Source organism: Actinosynnema sp. CA-299493 (assembly GCF_050946825.1).
GTDB lineage: Bacteria > Actinomycetota > Actinomycetes > Mycobacteriales > Pseudonocardiaceae > Actinosynnema.
Window position 1 is genome coordinate 1629222 of sequence record NZ_CP191993.1, and the last position, 18786, is coordinate 1648007.

At 72.2% G+C, this 18786-nt stretch carries 15 protein-coding genes and 1 riboswitch; of the genes, 4 read left to right on the top strand and 11 right to left on the bottom strand.

The window, feature by feature from the left end:
- Positions 1-139: 139 nt before the first annotated feature.
- The gene (locus ACQPYE_RS07865) at positions 140-304 is read right to left on the bottom strand and encodes a SapB/AmfS family lanthipeptide (protein ID WP_123743503.1); all 165 of its coding nucleotides are present in this window, start codon (positions 302-304) and stop codon (positions 140-142) included.
- 40 nt (positions 305-344) lie between these two features.
- A complete protein-coding gene (lanKC, locus tag ACQPYE_RS07870; protein WP_498720275.1) occupies positions 345-2879 on the bottom strand; it encodes a class III lanthionine synthetase LanKC in 2535 nt (844 codons plus the stop codon).
- Positions 2880-3379: 500 nt separating this feature from the next.
- Here lanKC and ACQPYE_RS07875 point away from each other — a divergent pair, with 500 nt between their 5' ends.
- A complete protein-coding gene (locus tag ACQPYE_RS07875; RefSeq protein ID WP_498720276.1) occupies positions 3380-3958 on the top strand; it encodes a hypothetical protein in 579 nt (192 codons plus the stop codon).
- Positions 3959-4140: 182 nt separating this feature from the next.
- Here ACQPYE_RS07875 and ACQPYE_RS07880 read toward each other — a convergent pair whose 3' ends face one another.
- The 6 genes from ACQPYE_RS07880 to ACQPYE_RS07905 form a co-directional block, all read right to left on the bottom strand.
- The gene (locus ACQPYE_RS07880; protein WP_498720277.1) at positions 4141-5568 is read right to left on the bottom strand and encodes an acyl-CoA carboxylase subunit beta; all 1428 of its coding nucleotides are present in this window, start codon (positions 5566-5568) and stop codon (positions 4141-4143) included.
- 37 nt (positions 5569-5605) lie between these two features.
- Positions 5606-6841: a beta-ketoacyl-[acyl-carrier-protein] synthase family protein gene (locus ACQPYE_RS07885; protein ID WP_498720279.1), complete on the bottom strand. Its 1236-nt coding sequence runs from the start codon at positions 6839-6841 to the stop codon at positions 5606-5608.
- Entirely contained in the window at positions 6838-7077 is a 240-nt protein-coding gene (locus ACQPYE_RS07890) for an acyl carrier protein (protein WP_360941899.1), read from the bottom strand. Before ACQPYE_RS07890 ends, ACQPYE_RS07885 begins: the two co-directional genes overlap by 4 nt.
- A 61-nt stretch (positions 7078-7138) precedes the next feature.
- Entirely contained in the window at positions 7139-8116 is a 978-nt protein-coding gene (locus ACQPYE_RS07895) for a beta-ketoacyl-ACP synthase III (protein ID WP_498720280.1), read from the bottom strand.
- Positions 8113-9063, bottom strand: a complete 951-nt coding sequence (locus ACQPYE_RS07900; RefSeq protein WP_498720281.1) for an ACP S-malonyltransferase — start codon at positions 9061-9063, stop codon at positions 8113-8115. The genes ACQPYE_RS07895 and ACQPYE_RS07900 overlap by 4 nt, the downstream gene beginning before the upstream one ends.
- A gap of 172 nt (positions 9064-9235) precedes the next feature.
- Complete coding sequence (locus tag ACQPYE_RS07905; RefSeq protein WP_498720282.1) at positions 9236-10411, bottom strand: PucR family transcriptional regulator; 1176 nt, start codon at positions 10409-10411, stop codon at positions 9236-9238.
- Positions 10412-10527: 116 nt separating this feature from the next.
- Between ACQPYE_RS07905 and ACQPYE_RS07910 the strand changes: the two genes are divergently transcribed.
- Together ACQPYE_RS07910 and ACQPYE_RS07915 are read left to right on the top strand one after the other, a co-directional pair.
- Entirely contained in the window at positions 10528-12042 is a 1515-nt protein-coding gene (locus ACQPYE_RS07910) for an alpha/beta fold hydrolase (RefSeq protein ID WP_498720283.1), read from the top strand.
- Between the two features lie 212 nt (positions 12043-12254).
- Complete coding sequence (locus tag ACQPYE_RS07915) at positions 12255-13073, top strand: mechanosensitive ion channel family protein (protein ID WP_498720284.1); 819 nt, start codon at positions 12255-12257, stop codon at positions 13071-13073.
- Between the two features lie 151 nt (positions 13074-13224).
- Here ACQPYE_RS07915 and ACQPYE_RS07920 read toward each other — a convergent pair whose 3' ends face one another.
- Positions 13225-14472 (bottom strand): phytase, encoded by a 1248-nt coding sequence (locus tag ACQPYE_RS07920; RefSeq protein WP_498720285.1) that lies wholly within the window; start codon positions 14470-14472, stop codon positions 13225-13227.
- Between the two features lie 146 nt (positions 14473-14618).
- A riboswitch (FMN riboswitch) is annotated at positions 14619-14742 on the top strand.
- Between the two features lie 48 nt (positions 14743-14790).
- Here ACQPYE_RS07920 and pnuC point away from each other — a divergent pair.
- Positions 14791-15423, top strand: coding sequence for a nicotinamide riboside transporter PnuC (gene pnuC, locus ACQPYE_RS07925; RefSeq protein WP_498720286.1), 633 nt, complete (start codon positions 14791-14793; stop codon positions 15421-15423).
- On the opposite strand, the gene ACQPYE_RS07930 is transcribed toward pnuC, so the two are convergent.
- Both ACQPYE_RS07930 and ACQPYE_RS07935 read right to left on the bottom strand, forming a co-directional pair.
- Positions 15420-16649, bottom strand: a complete 1230-nt coding sequence (locus tag ACQPYE_RS07930) for an extracellular solute-binding protein (RefSeq protein ID WP_498720287.1) — start codon at positions 16647-16649, stop codon at positions 15420-15422. The genes pnuC and ACQPYE_RS07930 overlap by 4 nt on opposite strands.
- Before the next feature lies 1 nt (position 16650).
- Positions 16651-18681: a hypothetical protein gene (locus ACQPYE_RS07935; protein WP_498720288.1), complete on the bottom strand. Its 2031-nt coding sequence runs from the start codon at positions 18679-18681 to the stop codon at positions 16651-16653.
- Positions 18682-18786: the final 105 nt, after the last annotated feature.

Below are 18786 nucleotides of genomic sequence, written 5' to 3' on the forward strand. Positions count from 1 at the left end.
GGGACTCCTATGGCGGTTGCCGCGGTCGGGCGCATCATGTGTCGGGGGTCCGACGGCATGCCGTCGAACCCCCGAGACCGGGTGAGCGGCGCACTTCGACTGCGCCGCTCACCCCGGTGCAGCTGAGCTGCCAGTCGAACTAGCAGATCACGAGGCTCACGGTGGAGTGAGCGCCACAGCCCAGCAGCGACAGGCCCGAGGCGGACGTGCTGCCGCCGCCGCCGCTGCTGCTGCCGCCCGACGCCATCGCGTTGGAAGCGGCCTCGGGGGTCTCCATGTCCTGCAGGTCGAGGATGAAGTCCATGGTGGTAACTCCTTATTCGGGGGATTGAAACGGGGTACTGCTACCGACCCGCGAGGGTCGGGGCTGTGAGGAACGGCAGCATCGGCGTGCCGTTCGCGAGGGTGCCGAGCGCCAGGAGCACGCCCGCCCCACCGGTGTTCAGGTCCATCGACAACCGCCGCAGCTGGATGCCGGGGAACGCCAGTCCGCCCTGGTAGGGGACGGCGTGCCAGGAGAGCGAGGTCAGGTGCCGGTCGATCGCGTGCCGGGGTCCACCGGTGTGCACGAGGGTGGCCAGCAGACCGGCCCGGCCCAGCATCAGCGCGGGCTGGATGACGAACTCGCCGGTCGTGGCGCCGAGCAGCTCCGGCAGCTTGTCCAGCACCGGCAGGTCCGGTTCGACCAGGCGGAACTCGTTGAGCACCAGGGCGATGCCCGCGCTGCCGGTGCCGACGTAGGGCAGGGTGCGGGAGGTGCCGTCCCGGACCTGCGTCGAGCCGTCCAGCGCGATCATCGTCTCGGCCAGGTCGCGCTCCAGCGCCTTGACGCCCACGTCCAGCCAGCGCCGGTCGCCGGTGCGCTCGAACAGGCGCAGGAACAGCAGCGCGGGACCGGACCAGCCGTGCTCCAGGCCCGCGCGGGCCTTGTCGCCGGGCGGCTCGACGTTCGCCAGCGCGGTGTCCAGGCGCTCGCCCAGCTCCACCGCCTGCTCGGCGTAGGTCTCGTCGTCGCGCGTGCCGGCGAAGTGCAGCAGGTTGAGCGCGATGCCCGCGAGGCCGGAGCTGAGGCCGTGGTCCTCGGTGTCGGGCACCATCGTGGCGTAGGAGCGGACCAACTCGCCCGCGAGGTCGTGGTGGCCGAAGTTCTCCAGCACGTAGGCGATGCCGTGGGCGCCGCTGAAGAAGCCGGGCTCCTTCGGCGGGTCGCGGCGCACGGCCTCCAGCAGCCACCGCTCGTGGTCGGGGAACCGGCCCTGACCGGTGACGTCCAGCGCGTGCAGCACGCCCGCCGCGCCGTGGCCGAACGTCGCGCCGCCGGTCTCGAACTGCTCCACGTCACCGGGGAACAGCCGGTCGTCGCGCTGCGGGGTGGCGCTGGCCAGGATCGCCGCCGAGACCATCTTGAGCACCACCGGCAGGTCCGGCTCCGGCGCGTCCAGCACGGTCGTGGGCGACTCGGTCGGCGGGTCGACGCGGCGCTCCAAGCCGGCGAGGATCTTCGCGCAGTACTCGTCGGACAGGCCGAACCGGCGCTGGATGAAGTCGACGTGGGACCGCAGCTTCACCGGCGCGAGTTCGAGCATGGTGATGAGCGGCAGGAAGAGGTACAGGCGCAGCGCGGCGAGGGCGTGCTCGTCGATCTCGAAGCCGCTGCGGTCCGGCGGCGCCTGGAAGCCCGGCGAGCCGAGCGTGGGCTTCTTGTCCTCCTCGACGCGGAACGCCAGCTCGAAGTCGATCAGCGAGATCGAGTCGTCGTCGTCCACCAGGACGTTGAGCGGGTGGAGGTCGCAGAACACCAGGCCGCGGTCGTGCACGTCGCCGATGATCCGCTCGACGTCGGCGATGAGCTTCAGCGCGCGCTCGGTGTAGGCGGCGACCGCCTCGTCGGAGATCTCGTGGTGGGTGAGCGGGTAGTTCTGGCCGAGCCACTGGCCCAGCGGGCGGCCGGGCACCTGGGACATGGCCATGAACTCGTGCTCCCACGCGCTGAAGCGCTCGAACACCTCGGGCACGCCCGGGACGTCCGCGACCTTCTCCAGCATCTCGTGCTCGCGGTGCAGCCGGGCGACCGCGTCGATGTTCAGCCGGTCCAGGCCCGAGTGCGGTCTGGCCTCCTTGAGCACCAACCGCCGGTCGTCGGACTTGCGGATCGCCTCGTACACGCCGCCGCCGTTGGAGAAGTGCAGCGAGCGGAGCACCCGGTAGGGGAAGTCATCCGCGCTGCCCGCCCGGCGCACGGCCAGGTGCTCCTCCAGGCACGCCGGGATCTTCACCCACTCCGGGGTCCAGAAGGTCGGCTTGCGCTGGTCGGGCACGAGCGCGCCGTCCGGGCCCTCGATGGCCAGCACGCGCTTGCCGTCCTTCTCCAGCCACTGCTCGACGAACCCGCCGTAGCGGACGAACAACGGGCCGGCGCCGTAGCGGAGATCGCTCAGGATGTAGGCGCCCGACTGGCCCTTGAGGATTTCGGACAACTCCAGGAGCGTCGACTCCAGCTCGGATTCATCGGCCGGGTAGATCGTGATGAGCTTGCCGCTGCCCTCACGGGGCGCGTACTTCGAGTTGCGGGCCAGCACGATGGACTGGGTGCGCAGGTACTTGAACGGGATCCGGCGGGCGACCAGGTACTCGTAGGACTTCAGCAGCACCTCGCCCGCGTTCAGCACGGTGGCCGAAACGTGGATCTTCCAGCCCTGCTTGGGCAGCGGCACGCCCTGCGGGTAGGTGTGCCGCCAGATGTTGCGATCGCCCTGCGACCAGCCTTCCGGCAACGTGGGGAGCACCTTCGAGAAATCATCTTCGGAGGTTTCCGCGTGGTTTTGCACGTCGTAGAACAGACGGTCCGCGAAGCAGTAGGCCTCATAGCGGAGATCCACGGGTTTTCGCCTCCTTGCGATTTGTGCGACCGAGTTATTTCCGCACGTCAATGGTAGATAAGCCAATCCACCATTTCGGGGGGTGTTGACGTCCGTTCGTGCGTGTGAGGAATCCTCGGATCGGTACTGCTAGTACGTATAGGCGCATCACGAGTCACCCGATCGCGATGTTTGGCTACACGACGGAGTGGAGATCGGCTACCGGAGGAGGCTAAACGAAACGTGATCGTTCTTCGCGTTCAGTGGCGCTCACCTGCGGGTTCAGGGTTTTTCCGCTGAATTGCGGGTTTCGTCACGGACGGTGCCGAAAGGGCTGGTGGAAGGGGCTGGTCCAAATATTCGGGACCGGCTGCGGCCCCATATTGCGGAAACGTGGCTCCCATACCCCTATGACCATTCTGGGTAGTCGGATCCACCTGGTGGAACCGCATCGTGCGGGTCGGCCGCTGGGCCGTACGGGTGATTATCGGTCCGTATGGCCGCTGTGGCACGCTCGTGAGGTGTCCGCACGTCTGCTGCTGCCCGCCGTGCTCCTGGTCGCCGCCGCGACGGCCGGCGTCGGCGTGCTGGCGCGTGAGGCCTACCAGCGGCCCGTCGTGCCCCAGGGCGGCCAGGTCGCGACGCCCGGTCCGGGGCAGCCGGGTTCGGTGCCGCGCAGCGCCCAGCCGGGCAGCGGCGCGGTGCAGCTGAGCGTCGACGCGGCGCAGCACCCGGACGGCCAACGCGTGCGCGAGGTGCTCCAGCGGTTCTTCGACGCGATCAACGACCACGACTACGAGCAGTGGACCAGGACGGTGACCGCACACCGGGTCGGCCAGACGCCGAAGTCGCGGTGGCTGTCGGACTACGAGAGCTCGCGGGACGGGTCGATCCTGGTGCACCGGATCGAGTCGGTGTCGGGTACCAGGCTGCGGGTGCTGATGACGTTCACCAGCACCCAGGACGTCATCAAGGCGCCGGCGGAGTTGCAGGCGGACTGCATCCACTGGCGCGTGGTCTACCCGTTGCAGGAGGACCGCGGCACGCTCCGCGTGGACCTGGGCACCGAGGGCTCGACCTCCCAGTTCACCGCCTGCTGACGCGCCTGAGCGGTGAACTCGGGGTACCGGAACGCAGGACACGCGCGTTCCGAACGCAGGACTCGCGCGAGAGTCCTGCGTTCGAGGCGCGAGAGTCCTACGTTCGGAACACCCGAGTTCACCGCTCAGGCGCACGGCGGTGGGGTCGCCCCCGACTCCAGCGACCCCACCGGGAAGCCCGCCTACAGCGGGATGTTGCCGTGCGCGCCCCGGCCCGCCGGCGCCGCCGCGAGGGCCTGCGCCAGCTTCCGCCGCGTCCTGGTCGGCTCGATGACCTCGTCCACCACGCCGATCGCGACCGCCCGCTCCACCCCGCCCGCGATCCGCTCGTGCTCCTCGACGAGCTGGGCGTGCAACGCCTCGCGCTCCTCGTCCGGCACGGCGGCCAGCTTCTTGCGGTGCAGGATGCCGACGGCGGCCTTGGCGCCCATCACGGCCACCTCGGCGATCGGCCACGCGAACACCGCCGTCGCGCCCAGCGACCGCGAGTTCATCGCGATGTACGCGCCGCCGTAGGACTTGCGCGTCACCAACGTCACCCGCGGCACGACCGCCTCGCCGAACGCGTGCAGCAGCTTCGCACCGCGCCGCACCACGCCGTCCCACTCCTGGCCGACGCCCGGCAGGTACCCCGGCACGTCCACCAGCACCAGCAGCGGCACGCCGAACGCGTCGCACATCCGCACGAACCGCGCCGCCTTCTCCGCCGACAGCGAGTCGAGGCACCCGCCCTTGCGGATCGGGTTGTTCGCGATCACGCCGACCGTGCGCCCGCCGAGCCGCCCGAGGCCGACCACGACGTTCGGCGCCCACTTGGCCTGCAACTCCTCGAACGACCCGTCGTCCAGGATCGCCCGCACCAGCGGCTTGACGTCGTAGGCCCGCTGCGGCTGCTCCGGCAGCAACGCCCGCAGGTCGTCGCCGTCGGGCACCGAGTGCAGGTCGAACACACCGGGCTGGGCGAACAGCCCGGTGATCCGCCGCGCCCGCTGGTAGGCGTCCGGCTCGTCGTCCGCGATCACGTGCACGACACCGGACTTGCGCCCGTGCGCCTCCGCGCCGCCGAGGCCGTCCATGTCGATCTGCTCGCCGGTCACCGACCGGACCACGTCCGGCCCGGTCACGAAGACCTTGCCGGCCGGAGCCATGATCACCACGTCGGTCAGCGCCGGGCCGTACGCGCCGCCGCCCGCCGCCGGGCCGACCACCACGGAGATCTGCGGCACCCGACCGGACGCCCGGATCATCGCGGCGAACATCTGGCCCATGCCGTCCAGCGACTCCACGCCCTCCGGCAGCCGCGCGCCGCCGGAGTGCCAGACCCCGATCACCGGTGTGCGCTCGCGCACCGCGACGTCGATCGCCTCGACGATGTGCCGGCACCCCTCCGACCCCAGCGCGCCACCCATCCGCGTGGCGTCGCTGCAGTACGCGACGACCTTCGCGCCGTTGATCCGGCCGCGCACGGCGAACATGCCGCTGCCGTCACGGGGCCGCAGCGGCGCGACGGACCCCGGGTCGAGCAGCTGCGCGAGCCGGACCTCCGGGTCGCGCGGGTCGGGTTCGCCGTCCGCGGCCGGGTTCGCCGGCCGGGACGCAAGGACGGTCATCGGGGAGCTCCTCGTGGGACGGTCTGGCCCGGGATGGTCAGGCTCCGGTGAAGACGAGCGAGACGTTGTGCCCGCCGAACCCGAACGAGTTGTTCACCGCGGCGGTCAGCTCGATCTTGCGCGGCTCACCGGTCACGACCTCCAGCTGCACCCTCGGGTCCTGGTCGTCCAGGTTCAGCGTCGGCGGCACGATGCCGTCGCGGACCGACAGCAGCGTGGTGATCGCCTCCACCGCGCCCGAGGCGCCGAGCAGGTGGCCGTGGTTGCCCTTGGGCGCGGTCAGCACCGGGTGGTCGCCGACCGCCCGGCGCACGGCCTGCGGCTCGATCACGTCGCCCACCTGGGTGGACGTCGCGTGGCAGTTGACGTGGCCGACGTCGGCCGGCTCCACGCCCGCGGCGCGCAGCGCCTTCGAGATGGCCCGGGACTGGCCGATGCCCTCCGGGTCGGCCGCGGTGATGTGGTAGCCGTCGGACGTGGTGCCGACGCCCGCGAGCTTGCCGTAGATCCGGGCGCCGCGGGCGCGGGCGAAGTCCTCGCGCTCCAGCACCATGATCCCGGCGCCCTCGCCGAGCACGAACCCGTCCCGGTTGACGTCGAACGGGCGCGACGCGCGTTCCGGGTCGTCGTTGCGGGTGCTCATGGTCCGGGCCTGGATGAAGCCCGCCATGGTGATGGTGGTGATGCACGCCTCCGCGCCACCGGCCACGACCACGTCCGCCTCGCCGGTCTTCAGCATCCGCCACGCCCAGGCCAGCGCCTCGGCGCCGGACGCGCAGGCCGACACCGGCGCGTGCACGCCCGCGCGTGCCTTGAGGTCCAGGCCGACGTGCGCGGCCGGGCCGTTGGGCATGAGCATCGGCACGGTCAGCGGCGAGACCTTGCGCAGGCCGGACGCCTCGATCAGGTCGTCCTGGTCCAGCAGCGTCATCGCGCCGCCGATGCCGGTGCCGATCACGACACCCAGCCGTTCCAGGTCGACCCCGTCCTCGCCGAGCCCCGAGTCCGCCCACGCCTGGCGGGCGGCGACCACCGCGACCTGCTCGCAGCGGTCCAGCCGGCGCGCCTCGACGCGCGGCAGCACCTCGGTCGGCTCGACCGCGAGCTGCGCGGCGATCCGCACGGGCAGCTCGAACCGCTCCGCGAAGCCGCCGACCAGCGGCTTCACGCCGCTGCGGCCGGCCAGGAGCGCATCCCAGGTGGAGGCGACATCGCCACCGAGCGGGGTGGTGGCACCCAGCCCGGTGACGACGACGTCGTTGCTACTGCTCATGCGTTGCTGGCGATGTAGTTGACCGCATCGCCCACGGTCTTGAGGTTGGCCAGCTCGTCGTCCGGGATCTTCACGCCGAACTTGTCCTCGGCCTGCACGGCGATCTCCACCATGGACAGCGAGTCGATGTCCAGGTCGTCCACAAAGGACTTGTCAGCCGTCACGTCGGCCGCCTCGACACCGGCGACCTCCTCGACGATGTCGGCAAGCCCCTTCTGGATGTCCTCGTTGCTCACTGAAAATCCCTTCCTTCTCGCTTCGCCGGCCGGGTGGTCCCGCCGGAGTCTGGAATTGCGGTCACGGCAGCCGGACGACCTGTCCCGCGTAGGACAGTCCCGCCCCGAAGCCGACGAGCAGCGCCACGTCGCCGCTGCGCACCTCTCCCGCCGCGCGCATGTGGTCCAGCGCGAGGGGGATCGAAGCGGACGAGGTGTTGCCGGAGTCCACGATGTCACGCGCGATCACGAGGTCTTCACGCGCACCCTTGGCGCGCAACCGCTTCGCGATGGCCTCGATGATGCGCAGGTTCGCCTGGTGCGGCACGAAGACGTCCACATCGGACACCTCCAGCCCGGCCAGCTCGATCGCCTTGAGCGCGATCGGCGCGATCTGCGTGGTCGCCCAGCGGAAGACCGACTGGCCCTCCTGGAAGATGAACGACGCCCGGTCCTTGATGTGGATCATGTCCACGAGGTCGCCCGCGCTGCCCCACGACACCGGGCCGATGCCCGGCTCGTCGGACGGTCCCACGACCGCCGCGCCGGCGCCGTCGGCGAAGATGATCGCGGTGGACCGGTCGTCGGGGTCGACCCAGTCGGTGAGCTTCTCCGCGCCGATGACCAGCACGTTCTTCGCCGTGCCCGCCCGGACCAGGTCCGAGGCGGTGGCCAGGGCGTAGCAGAAGCCCGCGCACGCGGCGTTCATGTCGAACGCGGGCGCGCCCGTGATCCCGATCCGGTGGGCGACCTGCGCCGCCGCGTTGGGGATCTGGGACGGCATGGTGCAGGTGGCCACGATGACCGCGCCGATGTCGGACGGGGTCAGCCCGGCGTCGGCCACGGCCTTGACGCCCGCCTCGATCGCCATGTCCACCAGCAGCTCGTCCGGCTTGGCCACGCGCCGGTTGGCGATGCCGACCCGGTCGCGGATCCACTCGTCCGAGGTGTCCATGCGCAGGCTCAGGTCGTGGTTGCTGACGATCGTCTCGGGCTGGTAGCTGCCCAGGCCGAGGATGCGGGTGCCGGCCGGGCCGGTCGGCGTCGAGAAGGTGGTCACTCGGCCACCTCCGACGGTGTCGCGGTGATCATCTCGACGACCTGGTCGAGCTGGTCCGGGGTCTTGAGGCCCAAGGTGGGTGTGCCCTTCAGTTCGCGCTTGGCCAGGCCGGTCAGCGCGCCCGCCGGCGGCAGTTCGACCACCGCGGTCACGCCGTGCCCGGCCAGGGTTGCCTGGCAGGCGTCCCACCGCACGGGGCGGGTCACCTGGGAGATCAGTCGGCTCAGCACCTCGTCGCCCTCGGACACCACCGTGCCGTCGGCGTTGGACAGCAGCGGCAGCGCGGCGTCCTTCACCACGATGCCGGCGGCACGGGCGCGCAACGCGTCCTCGGCGGGAGCCATGAACCGGGTGTGGAACGCGCCCGCGACCTTCAGCGTGCGGATCTTCGCGCGGGTGGGCGGCTGCTCGACGAGAGCGGCCAGTGCGTCCAGCGGTCCCGCGGCCACGATCTGGCCCGCGCCGTTGCGGTTCGCGCCGACCAGGCCGAGCTCGTCGAGCCGGGCCAGCACCTCGTCCTCCTCGCCGCCGAGCACCGCGGCCATGCCGGTCGGCGTCAACGCGCAGGCGGCGGCCATCTCGGCGCCGCGCACGGCGGCGAGCGCCACGGCGTCGTCGGTGCTCAGCACGCCCGCGATGGCGGCGGCGGCCAGTTCGCCGACCGAGTGGCCCCCGACGACCGTGTCGGCGGGCAGTTCGACCCGGCGGCGCAGCTCCTCGTAGGCCAGCAGGGCGAGCGCGACCACCAGCGGCTGGGTGACGGCGGTGTCCTTGATCTCGTCCGCGTCCGCCGTGGTGCCCAGCCGGGCCAGGTCGAGACCGGTCGCCTCGGACCACGCGGCCACGCGCTCGGCGGCCCCTTCGACCTCGAGCCAGGGGGTGAGCATGCCGGGTGTCTGGGACCCCTGTCCGGGGGCGAGGAGCGCGATCACCCGCTCACTGAACACGGTCGCGGCGGTTTCCGGTGATGCCGCCACTGACGAAACCGGAGACGCTGGCTTGTAGGGTTCCTACAAATGTGACTCGTAGATGAACGTAGAACGACGGCGCGTGTTGTCGATCCCGGCCCAAACGGACATGCGTTGTCCGTCACACTCGGACGAGGGTCACCCCCAGCGGTCACCACAGACCGCGGGCCCGGGCCAGCCGCCCCACGGCGAGTGCCACCCGCAGCACCAGAGCGTCACGGGGGTCGTTCGCGTTGCGCCCGGTCAACTCGGTGGCGCGCTTGAGCCGGTAGCGGACCGTGTTCGGGTGCACGAACAGCTTCCGCGCGCACGCCTCCAGCACGCCGCCCACTTCCAGGAACGCGTCCACGGTCTCCAGCAGCGAGCCGGTCGCCTCCTCCAGCGGCCTGGCCACCCGGTCCACCAGCTGCCACTCGGCCTCCGGGTCGCCCGCCAGCGCCCGTTCCGGCAGCAGGTCGAGCGACCGCACCGGCCTCGGCGCGGCGGGCCACCCCACGACGGCCCGCAGCCCGGACAACGCGTCGCTGGCGCTGCGGTGGGCGTCGGCCAGGCTCGTCACGGTCGGCCCGGCCACCACCGGGCCGGGCCCGAACGCGTCGGACAGCCGGACCAGCGACTCGCTGCGCTCCGTCTCGCCGCCGAGCACCACGACCAGCCGCGAGCCCTGCACGCTCAGCAGCACCGGCCGGCCGACCCGGGCCGCCCGGCTGCGCACCTCGAACACGACCGCGGGCGGGTCGTCCGACGGCGGGTTGCCCACGAGCACGGTCGCCTCGGCGGCCGGGTCCCAGCCCAGCGCGGTGGCCCGCGACAGCAACGACTCCTCCGCGTCGCCACGCACGATGCCGTCCACGACCAGCGCCTCCAGCCGGGCGTCCCACGCGCCGCGCGCCTCGGCCGCCGCCGCGTACGACGTGGCCGCGGAGAACGCGATCTCCCGCCCGTACCGCAGCACGCCTTCGTTCAGCAACGCGCGCTCGGCCTCGTTCTCGGCCAGCTTGGGCAGCAGTTCCTCGAACAGCTCCAACGCGATCCGCACCAGCTCGACGGTCTGCCGCAGGCTCACCCACCGCGAGATGTCCTTGGGCGCGGAGCGGAACGCCTCGGCGGTCAGCCGGATCGCCTGCTGCGGGTCGTGCAGCCAGGACACGAACCCGGCGACCCCGTTCTGGATCAGCAGCAGCACGCCGGCCCGCTGGTCGGCGGGCATCCGCCGGAACCACGGCAGGCGCTCCTCCATCTCGGCCACGCTCGCCGCGGCCAGGTCGCCCGACGCCCGTCGCAGCGCTCGCAGGGTGGCCCGCGACAACGCGGTTGAGCTGGTCATGACCCCACGATCGCACGGGCACCCGGGCACGCCACCAACGAGTGACACGCACTGGCGCTCCGCGTCGATCCCCTTACCGTCGGTGGCATTTCGACCGGCTCCCCTGGGAGGGTCTCGTGCGCAGGTTCATGTCAGTCGGCCTGGTGGTCACCGCGGTGCTGGCGACGGCGGTCGCGCCGTCGTTCGGGAAGGCGCGCAGCGATCCGCTGGCCGAGTTCCACACGCAGCAGCTCACCTGGGCGCCGTGCAAGCAGTCGCTGGAGTGCGCGGAACTGGTGCTCCCGCTGGACTACACCCGACCGGACGCCGACCGGATATCGCTGGTCATCAGCCGGAAGAAGGCCACCGACACCACCCGGCGGCGCGGCGTCCTCGTGCTCAACCCGGGCGGTCCGGGCGGCTCGGGCCTCGGCATGCCGTCGTTCCTGGCCGGCAGCCAGCTGGCGAAGGTGTACGACCTGGTCGGGTTCGACCCGCGCGGCGTGGGCGGGTCGACCGCGCTGAACTGCCGCACGGTCCCGGAGCTGGCCACCGTCGACACCCGACCGGCTGATTCCGAGTTCCCGAAGTGGGCCGCCGAGGCACAGGCCGCCGAGGACGCCTGCCACCGCTCCGCCGGCGGCATCCGGCCGTTCGTCAACACCGCCAACACCGCGCGCGACCTGGACGTGGTGCGGGCCGCGCTGCGCGAGGAGAAGATCAACTACCTGGGCTACTCCTACGGCACCTACCTGGGCGCGGTGTACGGCAGCCTGTTCCCGACGCACCTGGACCGCAGCGTGCTCGACTCGGCCGTGCACCCGGAGTGGATCTGGCGCGAGCAGTTCCGGGCGCAGGCGGTGGCGTACCGGCGCAACGTCGAGGCGTGGTCCGCGTGGGTCGCCAGCCACCACGACCGGTTCGCCCTCGGCACGACCCCCGAGGCGGTGGTCGGCACCATCGAGGCGGTCGCGACGACCCTCGCGCAGGCGCCGGTCGGCGAGCAGGACCGCACCCGCTTCGACGCGGCCGTCGGCGTCGGCGCGCGGTACCGTCCACTGTGGTCGGAGCTCGCGGTGCTGGTGGCCGGGCTCAAGGCGGGCTCGTCGTCGTCCGAGTCCGGCGCGCTGATGGCCGGCGAGGCGCGGGAAGAGCTGGTGTCCGGCGTGTTCCACACGGTGACGTGCGAGGTCGACTGGCCGACCGACCTGGAGACGTACTACGAGGACATGAGGATCTTCCGCGACCGCTACCCGTACGGCTTCGGCGTCATGCGCGCGGCGCCGACGACGTGCGCGTTCCGCAGCTTCACGCCGCCGGAGCCCGCCGTGACGCTCAAGCGGGAGGGTTACCCCGTCGGCGTGATCGTGCAGGCGGAGGGCGACACCCAGACCCAGTACGAGAGCGGGCCCGCCATGGCGGAACGGCTCGGGCACAACCTGGTCACCGTGCGGGACGAGGGCAAGCACGGCATCTACGGCAGCGGCAACGCGTGCGTGGACCGGGCCGTCAACCGGTACTTCATCGACGGCGTGCTGCCACCCAGCAGCTCCACCTGCCCCGGCGACCCGAGGCCGGACGCGAACCAGCTGACCTCGGCGGAGCACGTGCAGGCGTACCTGGCGGGCCGGGGCCTGTCCGCCCAGTTCTGAGCCGCGAGGACCACCCCACGCGAAAACGCCCGGCGCGAATCCCTCCGCGCCGGGCGTTTCCCTCTCCCCGGTCCCCACCGGTGACTCCACTCTGGACTGCCGACGCGAGAACCGCCACGTCAGTCACCCTTTCGTGCCACGACTTCAGGTTGCCGGGTGATGCGGGCTGGGAAACGATCCCGACCACAAGCGAACTGCGAAGGAGGGTCGTCGTGGGTACCCAGATCACCGAAGGACTCGGACAGGCGTGGGCGATGGTGGCCACGTTCGTGCCGAAACTCCTCGGCTTCCTCGTCGTGCTGCTCATCGGTTGGCTGATCGCGAAGGCGTTGGCCAAGGCGGTCGGGTTCCTGCTCAAGCGGGTCGGTTTCGACCGGCTCGTCGAGCGCTCCGGCCTGGGCGGCGCGATGTCGAAGTCCCCGATCGACGCCTCCAACCTGATCGTCAAGCTGGTGTACTACTTCGTGCTGCTGATCGCCCTGCAGCTCGCGTTCGGCGTGTTCGGCACCGGGAACGCGGTGAGCACCCTGCTCAACGACGTCATCGCGTACCTGCCGCGCATCGTGGTGGCCATCGTGCTGGTGCTCGTCGCCGCCGCGATCGGCAAGGCGCTGAAGGGCCTGGTGACCGGCGCGCTGGGCAACCGCCCGTACACGCGGCTCCTCGGCAACATCACGTACGGCTTCATCGTCGCGCTCGGCGTCATCGCCGCGCTCAACCAGCTGGGCATCGCCGTCGCGGTCACCATGCCGGTCCTCATCACGGTGCTGGCCACGGTCGCCGGCGTGATCGTGATCGGCGTGGGCGGCGGCCTGGTCCGCCCGATGCAGCAGCGCTGGGAGGGCTGGCTCAACCGCATCCAGGAGGAGTCGGCGAACATCACGCCCGCGCCGCGCCAGTCCCAGGACCCGATGACGGGCCGGTCGCAGGAGCCCGTGACGGCCGCCGCCCGCTCGGCCCGGCAGGCGCCGGTGGACCCGCCGACCCCGCCCGCCGGCCTCCGGATGCCGCCGCACGCCGAAGGGCGCTGACCCGACCGGTACCCACAGACCCCCGACCCCCGATCCGGCTGCACCACGCGGACGATCCCGGTCGCGAGGGAGGCGACCCCACGGCGGCACCCTCGCGCGAACGCCGACAGGCCCCACCCGGTGCCACGGGCGGGCCTGTCGGCGTTCGCGGTCAGTCCAGCTCGTCCAGCACGTCCGCCCAGCTCACGTACGCGAAGCCGGTCGTGGGCAGGTCGCCCGCGGCCGGGGTGCGCTCGCCGTCGTGCAGGACGAGCAGGCCCTCCGGGTAGGCCGGCCCGAGGTCGGCGGTCACCAGGTGCGCGCCGTCGGAGTGCTCGACCGAGTCGTTGCCCCGGCCCGCGCCGACCACGAACTCGCCGACGTAGGCGTTGCGGCCGGTCCGCTCGTAGGCCACGAACCGCGAGTCGCCCTGGCTGGACGCGATCAGGTAGTCGTCCCCGACGGTCAGCCCCTCGGCATCGGCGGTGAGGCGCCTGCCGCCGAAGCCGGGGTCCGCGCCCGACACCGAGCACTCCTCGGTCTCCGGGTCGTAGCTCTGCGGCACCCCGAACGAGCGAACCCGGTCGATCAGCACGGGCCGGCCGAACCCGGTCGCCCGCAGCGGCACGCGCCAGATGCCGACGTCCTCCTGCGCCGCGTACAGCACGCCGTGCTCGGAGTCGACCACCATGCCCTCCAGCTGGGGGCCTTCGCCCGGCTCGCCGCACGGCGTCCAGGTCGTGCCGTCGGGCAGCGGGAACGACGACGGCAGGTCCAGCGTCGACACCACCGCCGTGCCGACCGACCCGGCCGGGCCCGCCGTCACGCGCAGCAACGCGACCCTGGTCTCGCTGCGCCGGTTCGTCAGGACCACCGGCGTGCGGCCGACGAACCCGGCCGCCAGGCCGTAGGCGGTGCGCTGATCGTCCACTTCCTCCTCCGACGAGGAGAACACCGGTCGCGCGCCCGGGTCGGTCACGTCCCGCACCACGTCCGACCCCGCCGCCGCACCGCGGCCGTCGATCTCGTAGACCCGGATCCGGTCCCGGCCGCGGTCGCTGACGAACGCCAGGTCCCGCGTCCGCCCACCGACCGGCACCCGGCTGAGCACGTCGACGTTGTTGAACCGGCCCGGCTTGGCCCCGGGGGTCGGCGGCGTCGGCGCGGGGTAGGCGCCCAGGGTCCGACCGGCCAGGTCGAACGCGGCCAGCCCGCCTTCCTTCAGCGTGCCCAGCACGACGCTCTGCCGCGCCGAGCGGGGGTGCACCCAGACCGCCGGGTCGTCGGCGTCGGCGTTGGCGGGCCGCCCGGACGCGTCGTCGACGAACGCGCGGGTCTGGGCGACCGGCACGACCACGTCCGGCCCGGGTGAGGAGGCGATGAGCAGCGGCACCACCGCGGCCATGAGCAGGATTCGCATTCGCCGGAAGCTACTGGTCACCGGTGTACCAGGGCTGAAGTCGAGGTGACGAGCACGGGTGGCCGCGTTCTCGGATCTTGCGCACTGTGCCGTCGATCACCCCAGGAACAGTTCCGCGCGCGATGATGTTCCGACGCAATGAGAGACATGCGCTCCGGGGCTCGGTGGAAATCCGAACCGGCGGTGACAGCCCGCGACCCGCCCACCAGGGCGGTTGATCCGGTGGAATTCCGGGGCCGACGGTGAAAGTCCGGATGGGAGGCGCGCGTGCCGTTGGCCTGCCATGCCCCGGGAACGCCTGTCGGGATGGAGGACGCGGTGCACGTCTTGATGGAGCAGGGCTTCACGGTGTTCGGGCAGGAGGTGTCCTGGGCCGAGTTCATCGGCCAGGTCTTCGCGCTGGTGGTGGTCTACCTGGCGCAGAAGCGCTCGCTCTGGACGTGGCCCGTGCAGTTGGTCTCGGTCTCGCTGCTGTTCGTGGTGTACCTGTCCGCGCAGCTCGGCGGCACGGCCGCGCGCCAGGTGGTGATCGCGCTGATCACGCTCTACGGCTGGTGGGCGTGGACGCGCCGGCGTGACCCGGTGTTCGGCGTGGTGGTCCGCAAGGGCACCGCGAAGGAACGCATCGCCGTGGCGGTCGCCTTCGTCCTCGGCACGGTCGGGTTCGCGCTGCTGCTGGACGCGCTGGACGCCTCGTGGGCGCCGTGGCCGGACGCCGCGATCTTCGTCGGCACCGTGCTCGCGTTCACCCTCCAGGGCTTCGGCCTGGTCGAGTTCTGGCTGGTGTGGCTCGTGGTGGACGCGATCGGCGTGCCGTTGCAGATCCAGTCCGGGCTGTGGTTCAGCGCGGCGGTCTACACGGTCTTCGCCGTGCTGGTGATCCGCGGCTGGATCGACTGGAACCGCGCCGCGAAGCAGACCAGCACCCGCGTCGAGGCCGCCAAGCGCTAACGCCCCTGCTCGGCCCGCGCCAGGTCCTCCGCGAGCTGGTCCATCGACTCGTCGACCGAGTCCGGTTTCTCCAGCACGTGGTGCAGTCGTTCCTGCATCGCGCTGGTCAGCACGTCGTAGTGGGGGGACGGTCGCCGGGCCCGCGCGCCGAGCAGGCTCGCGCGCAGCTCGGGCGACACCAGGCCCGGCTCGTCGTAGAGGAACTCGATGGTGGGCGCGAACCCGGCGAGCTCGGCCAGCCGCCGCTGGTTCTCCACGCCGGTGACGAACTGGATGAACCGGCGGGCGGTGGCCTGGTGCGCGGAGCACCGGGACACCGCCAGGTTCCAGCCGCCCAACGCGCTCGGGCCCGGCAGCGGGACCGCGGCCCACCTGCCCACCACCGCCGACTTCTCCCCGTCGTCGAGCCGGGGGCCCGCGAACGGCCAGTTGCGCATGAACAGCGCCCGGCCGGCCATGAACTCCGCGAGGGAGGTGTTCTCGTCGTACTCGAGGGCTTCGCCCGGGATCCAGCCCCGCGCGACGCCGTCGGCCAAGGCCCGCACGCCCTCCTTCGCCTGGGGCGAGTCCGGGTGTCGCAGGTCGCCCTCGTGCGCCCAGATGGCCTCGGCGGCGTTGACGGTCAGGCCCTCGTAGCGCCCGAGCTGGGCCACGTAGCCCTTCAGGCCGTAACGCCCGGCGATGGTGCTCGCCTGCCACCTCAGCTCGGCCCACGTGGTCGGCGGCTCCACCCCCGCGTCGGCTAGCACGTCCTCGCGGTAGTAGAGCAACCCCGCGTCGCTGCGCCACGGGACCGCCCACAGGCGCTCCCCGTCCGGGGTCTTCGCCGCCTCCACCGCCTGGGGGAGCATCCGGTCCACCCCGAAGTCGGCGGGATCCAGCTCCACCAGGTGCCCCGCCGCGGCGAACGGGGCCGTCCACACCGTGTCCACGGCCATCACGTCGTAGCAGTCGGGGCCGCCGCGCACGTCCCGCAGGTCCTGGGCACGGGCGGTCAACTGGGCGCGGTGGCCGTCGGTGGTGTTCGGCATCTCCACGAAGGCCACCTCCTCGCGTCGGTCGGCCCGCTCGTTCCAGCGCTCGACCAGCTTGCGCACCTGGCCGTTCGCGGTGGTGTCCCGCCCGTCCACGAAGGTGATCGGCCCGGCGCCGTCCTCCGCGCCGTCCTGGACCGGGGTCGTGCACGCCGCCAGCAGCACCACCAGCGGCACGAGAACGCGGATCACGTCACTCTCCCCACGCGGCACGCGCGATGTCGTCCAAGGCGCCTTCCTGGCGCTCAGATCGCCCAGAACCGTTCTTGTCGACGATCTCGTGGCAGGACCCGCGGTGATCGTCAGCGGCGGCGTGGAGGCCCGTTGAGGCCGTGCACGCCCCGTCCGCGAACCCGACGGCCACCACCTCCACCGGACCGCCGAGGGTCGTCCTGATCGCCGGGACGGGGGCACGTGACGCCAGCACCACGACGTCCGCCTCCCGCCGGACGGCCTCCTCGACCAGGTGCTCGGACAGCGGCAACGAGATCACCCGGTCGGCCGGACCGCGCAGCAGCCCCACCTGGTCGAGGAACAGCGCCGCGTCGAGGGAGCCGTCGCCGGCCACGGCGATCACCCGCGGTTGGCCCGCGGCCCGCCACGCGTCGCGGATCGCCCTCGCGTCCGGCTCCTCGGGCAGGACCTGCGGCCGGTCGGACCGCACGCCCGAGCCCGGGTCCGAGCCGACGTTCCAGTCCACGTCCCGGAACCTCGCCCGCCGGAACTGGTCCTGCGCGCGCGGTTCGAGCAGGTGCTCCCGGAACCGGTCCACGACCTGCCGGCGCCGCTCGTTCACCGGCCGGGTCGGTCGCTCGACCTCCACGAACGGGTGGTCCAGCACCAGCACGCCGTCCCGCGGGTAGACCACCCGGCACCCCTTCGTCCCGGCCACCGCCTTCTCCGACCCGACCAGCAGCACGTCACCGACGCACGCAGGCCCGGTGGCCGCGGCCCGGGTGATCTCGTGGAGCTCGCGCGGCACCCCCTGCGTCCGCAGGTACAGCCCGCCCAGCTTGGCGTGCACCAGCGCGGCGGCGGCGATCACGCCGACGCCCGACGAGGTGTCCACGGCGGCCGGCCGGCCCGCCTGCCCCCACCGGAACCCGCCGTCCGGCGTCACGGCCGAGTCCTCCGGCACGCCCACGACCACCGGCGACAAGGCCACGCTCCCGCGTGTGCGCAGCACGGTGTCGGTGCGCGTCCGCAGCGTCGCCCCGGTGGGCCGGACCTCCGCGGTGCTGTCGGGCAGCCACACGTGCGGTTCGGGGCCCACCGCGGTGAGGTCGGCCGTCGACCAACCCCGGCCCAGCGCGGCCGCGGCCTGTTCGTCGGAAGGGCCGCTGAACACCAGCGCGTCCACCTCCCGGCAGCCCAGGTCGTTGCGCCGCCGCGCTTCTTCCTCGAACTCCAGCGCGATGGAGCGGACGACCCCCTCCACCTCGTCCGAGGTCAGCACGTTGAGCTGGACCGGCGGCGGGCACGGCGCCACGGCGGGCGGCGAGGCGCCGGCGGCGTTCGTCACGGCGAGGAGCAGCAGCACCGGCACCAGCGCGGCGAGCGGTCGGCGGCGCTTGGAGCCTGGCTGCCGGGGCGTTTCCACCGCCGGCTCCGCGACGACCGGCTCCACCGCGGGGGCTTCGACCGGGCCGCTGTGCGGCACGTGCAGCCAGGCGTGGCCGCGGACCTCCTTGACCTCGACGTCGACCCGGCGGAACGACTCCGGGTCCATCGCCGGGTCGGGCCCGACCACGTCGCCGTAGAACCGGTCGGAGACGATCAGCGCGAACAGCGCCGCCGAGCGGTCCACCGCCTCCCGCAGCGGCCGGGAGTCGAGCAGCCGGAACGCCAGCGTGACCTCGCCGCCGAGCACGCCGTGCTCGTCGTGCTGCACCTCGCCCGCCGTGATCGCCATCCGCAGCCGGATCCGGGCGTCCTCGTTACGGGTCGCGTTGTACCGGCGCAGTTCGCCCAGCAGCGCGTGCGGCAGCCCGCCGACCACCCGGCTCTTGGGCACGTCGGGCGGCACGAGCACGAGCACACCGTCGCCGCGGTCCTCGTGCTCGATCGACGACCAGTCCAGCCCGCTGCCCTCGAACGCCGCCTCCAGCGCCGCGTAGAGGCCGCGTCGGATCTCCTCCTGCGGGGCGAGCGAGCGCCGGCTGAACGCGACCACGTCCACGACCACGACCGTGCGGTGCACCGCGTGCAGCGGTTGCGTCCCCATCCGACCCCTCGTTGGAACGCCGGGTTTGTGGGGCAAGTCTATGGTGCGGATCACAATTCGCAGCGGGGAACGGAGATTTCCGCTGGTCGGCCGCACAACTGCGGA